Raw genomic sequence first — 3286 nt, 5'->3', positions numbered from 1 at the left:
AGATCCTGGGGCAGACCGCCTGCCCGCGGGCAGGACGGTCTGGGATGACATGTCGCTTAGCGCCGACTTGAAGGTCGGTTAGCGTGAGGCGAGGTCAGCGGTCGCGACTCAGAAGTAGAAATCCTTCGCCGCGGCCTGTTTCGCCGCCTGCGCCACGGCCTCGGCATCGAAGTCGATTGCCGCCTTGGCCGGGTCCTCCTGCACCGTGACGCGGACCCGTTCACTCGGCTTGCGCCGGTACTGCTCCAGCGTCTCGCTTGGCAGTTGCGGCAACAGCGCCGCCACCAGCGCCGGATAATCGACGCTGCCGTTGGCGCAGAAGCGCGTGATGCGCAGTCCGGCCGACTCGGCCATCAGGGCCTCGCCCATCATCGCCACCAGATCGGTCTGCAGCCGATCCAGCTCGGTCTTGCAGCGTTTGAGGTCGGCCTCATGCGCGCGGGCTTCACGCCAGGCGTCACGATAGCGGCCGGCGAGCGCGTTCCAGTCCTCCGCCTGCTCCGGCGGCGGGAGATAGAGATCGCGCACGGGATCCTTGGCCGGCTCCTGGCGGTGCTGGATCAGCGCCCAAAAGGCCAGCGCCTGTTCGACCAGGGTCTCGATCAGATCCGGATCGCGGGCGATCTCGAACACGGTGTTGGTCTGTGCATCCTGATGGAACACCAGATAGCCTTTCTCGGCGCCGGCGACATAGAGCTGATGCTGCACCTGGGGCAGATACAACCGATAGGCATCCGCCTCGCGTCCCTGTGCGCAAACCGCCTGATAGGTCCTGGCACTCGGCACCTTCAGCTCCACCGGCTCGCCGGCATCGTTGATGCCATCAAAGGACGCGCGCAGGATCGGCTCGTCGTCCGCTTCCGCGCACAGCGGCATCAGCAGGGTGTCATAGGCGTGCTCGAACCACTGGCGGGCGGCATCCTCGAGCTGGTTGCCGCGCTGCACCTGCGGGTTGCGCGATAGATCGGGCGCACGGGCGAGTCCGGTGCGCTCGGCCCAGAGCCGCCAGCGCGTCTTGTAGGGCGAGCGATCGAGAATGATCGCGGCCTCGGAGGCAGTGATGCCCTGGGCGCGCCACTGCTGCCAGGCGGGTGTGCGTTGGGCGATATCGATGATCTTCATCGGTGGTCCTCGGTGAGCCGGGCGCACCGATCCCGAGCGGGAGGGGCGCCCGGCAGGGGGAATGACAGCAGGCCGGTTCAGGCGGCCTGGCGTGGGTCGGCGTCGGCGTGCGACGGCTTGTCGGTTTGCGGCTGGGTCTGAGCCACCGCCAGTGCCCGCAGGGCATAGGCCAGATCCGGCCCACTGCAGCGATCGCGCAGGTACTGTTCGGCCTGGGTCCAGGCGGCGTTCTCGGCCGCGCGGGCAATGACCTTGTCGATGCGCGGTTTCATCGTCGCTTCGGGCTCGGCTGCGCGGGTGGGCGTTTCCGCAGCACGACTGGGCTCCGGCGCGAGGGTCTCTGGTGCGGACGACTGGGGTTCAACAGCGCCACCCTCAGCATTTTCGGTCTCGCTGGGTGTCGGTCGGCGCTTGGTCGAGCCGATCTCCTGCGCCGCCCCCGCCATCGGCAAGGGCGTATCGCTCTCGATCACCTTGCCTTCCATCTCTTCGGCGGTGTAAGTCGCCTCCTCGGGGAAGGCGGCGCGCAGCGAGGCGGCCTTGGCGCATTTCATCAGCTGTCCGCGCGGGCGCTTCAGCCACATATCGGCCGGCAGCTCGGAGAAGGCACCGCCATAACGGGCGTAGGTCTCGAGCCAGAACACCGGTTCGGTGAAGGCACAGCGCTGACCGGCGACGATGCGATAGACGGTCACCTCGCACCACTCGGGGAAGCTGACGCTGCTCTCGAGATCCTGCCAGGTGCCATTGCGCTTGATGCGCCCACTGAAGGTGCGCTCGCACAGCGGGCCGAAGCGCGGTGGATCGATGCCGGCCCACTGGCCGGTGCGTGCGGCGGTGGTCTGCAGCTCGGCGATGCCGGGCCAGACCGTCTCGATCTCCCGGCCCTGAGCCTTGGAGTACATCGGCACCACATGCACCGGGCGCTTCATGATGTCGAGGTTGCGCGCCGCGCAGTAGTGCACCGCGAGCAGAATCCCTTCAGCGGTCTTGGCCGAGGGGAAGATCGAATCGGTCAGCACTTTCCAGGTGCTAGGGGTCAGGTTCAGGGCCGGATCGAGTGCCGGCATCGGGATCCGCGGCTGATCCACAGCGGTCATCGCCGGGTTCGTCGAGGTCATCAGGATCCTCCGGTGTGCGACAGGCCGGGACCGGCCCCGCAGGGGACCGATGCCCGGCGTGGGTGAGTGGGTTAGGGGTGCGGGTTGGGGCTCAGCGGGTCAGACGCTCAAGGCGCTGCGCTCGCTGCTCCAGGCGTTCGGCATGGCGTCGATTCTGATCCAGACTGCGCAGACTGCAGCGGCGCATCATCCGGGCACGCTTGCGCAGAGCGCGGGCCATGGCGCGCAGCTCGCAGCGCGCCCAGGCCGACGCTGAGCCGCGTTCAGAACGGCAGTTCATCGTCGAAAGGGGTCGCGTCGGTGGGCGCTGAACCGGGTGCGGCGCCGTTGGCGGCGCCTTTGTTGCCGAGCATGGTCATGCGCTCGGCGATGATCTCGGTGGTGGTGCGCTCCTGACCGGCCTGATCCTGCCATTGGCGGGTCTGCAGGCGGCCTTCGAGATACACCCGCGAGCCCTTGGTCAGGTACTGACCGGCGACCTCGGCGCTGCGCTTGAACAGCACGATGCGGTGCCATTCGGTGCGCTCCTGGCGCTGGCCGGTCTGGTCTTTCCAGCGCTCGCTGGTGGCCAGTGACAGCGTGGTGACAGCGTGGCCATCCTTGGTCTGGCGTTGTTCTGGATCGCGGCCGAGATGACCGATCAGTTGGACCTTGTTGAGCATGGGTGGCGCTCCTGGTGAGGAAAGGGATGGCGACGGTCTTGCCGCCTGCCGGGTGGGGTTGATCAGGCCTGCTTGCGTTGGCGCCGACGTTGACAGCTCGGTGCCTCGTACTCGGCATAGGTCTGATCATCGTCTGACCAGGGCTCGATGGCCGGTGGGTAAAGACGATCGCGCAGTTGCCAGAACCGCACCTTCAGGCGCCGCACGAGGCGGCGGCGGAGGCGCCACAGTGGATGGCGTGCGCTGGATGGCGAGGGATGCGCGGGCATCGGGGCTCTCCTGAACGGTGGGAGGTCGCGCCGGCGTGTCGAGGCGCGGCACTCGCGCGGTGGATGCTGAGCGTCGCCACAGCGGCGACGGGTGAATCAATGGACGCGTTTG

The 3286-nt window shown here is 67.6% G+C and carries 5 protein-coding genes; all 5 read right to left on the bottom strand.

All coding sequences use genetic code 11. From position 1 onward, the window contains the following. Window positions 1–108: 108 nt before the first annotated feature. Complete coding sequence (locus ACLFQI_RS12850) at window positions 109–1122, bottom strand: YqaJ viral recombinase family protein (RefSeq protein WP_410759902.1); 1014 nt, start codon at window positions 1120–1122, stop codon at window positions 109–111. Between the two features lie 77 nt (window positions 1123–1199). Further along, entirely contained in the window at window positions 1200–2243 is a 1044-nt protein-coding gene (locus ACLFQI_RS12845) for a recombinase RecT (protein ID WP_410759900.1), read from the bottom strand. A 91-nt stretch (window positions 2244–2334) separates the two neighbouring features. Continuing rightward, complete coding sequence (locus ACLFQI_RS12840; protein WP_410759898.1) at window positions 2335–2463, bottom strand: hypothetical protein; 129 nt, start codon at window positions 2461–2463, stop codon at window positions 2335–2337. Window positions 2464–2506: 43 nt separating this feature from the next. Beyond that, on the bottom strand, window positions 2507–2905 hold the full coding sequence (locus tag ACLFQI_RS12835) for a single-stranded DNA-binding protein (RefSeq protein ID WP_410759896.1): 399 nt from the start codon (window positions 2903–2905) through the stop codon (window positions 2507–2509). 62 nt (window positions 2906–2967) lie between these two features. Further along, complete coding sequence (locus tag ACLFQI_RS12830) at window positions 2968–3174, bottom strand: hypothetical protein (protein ID WP_410759895.1); 207 nt, start codon at window positions 3172–3174, stop codon at window positions 2968–2970. Between the last annotated feature and the right edge of the window lie 112 nt (window positions 3175–3286).

Origin of the sequence: Halochromatium sp., assembly GCF_046541315.1 — a bacterium.
Taxonomy (GTDB): domain Bacteria; phylum Pseudomonadota; class Gammaproteobacteria; order Chromatiales; family Chromatiaceae; genus Lamprobacter.
This window is presented reverse-complemented; position numbering and strand designations above follow the sequence as displayed.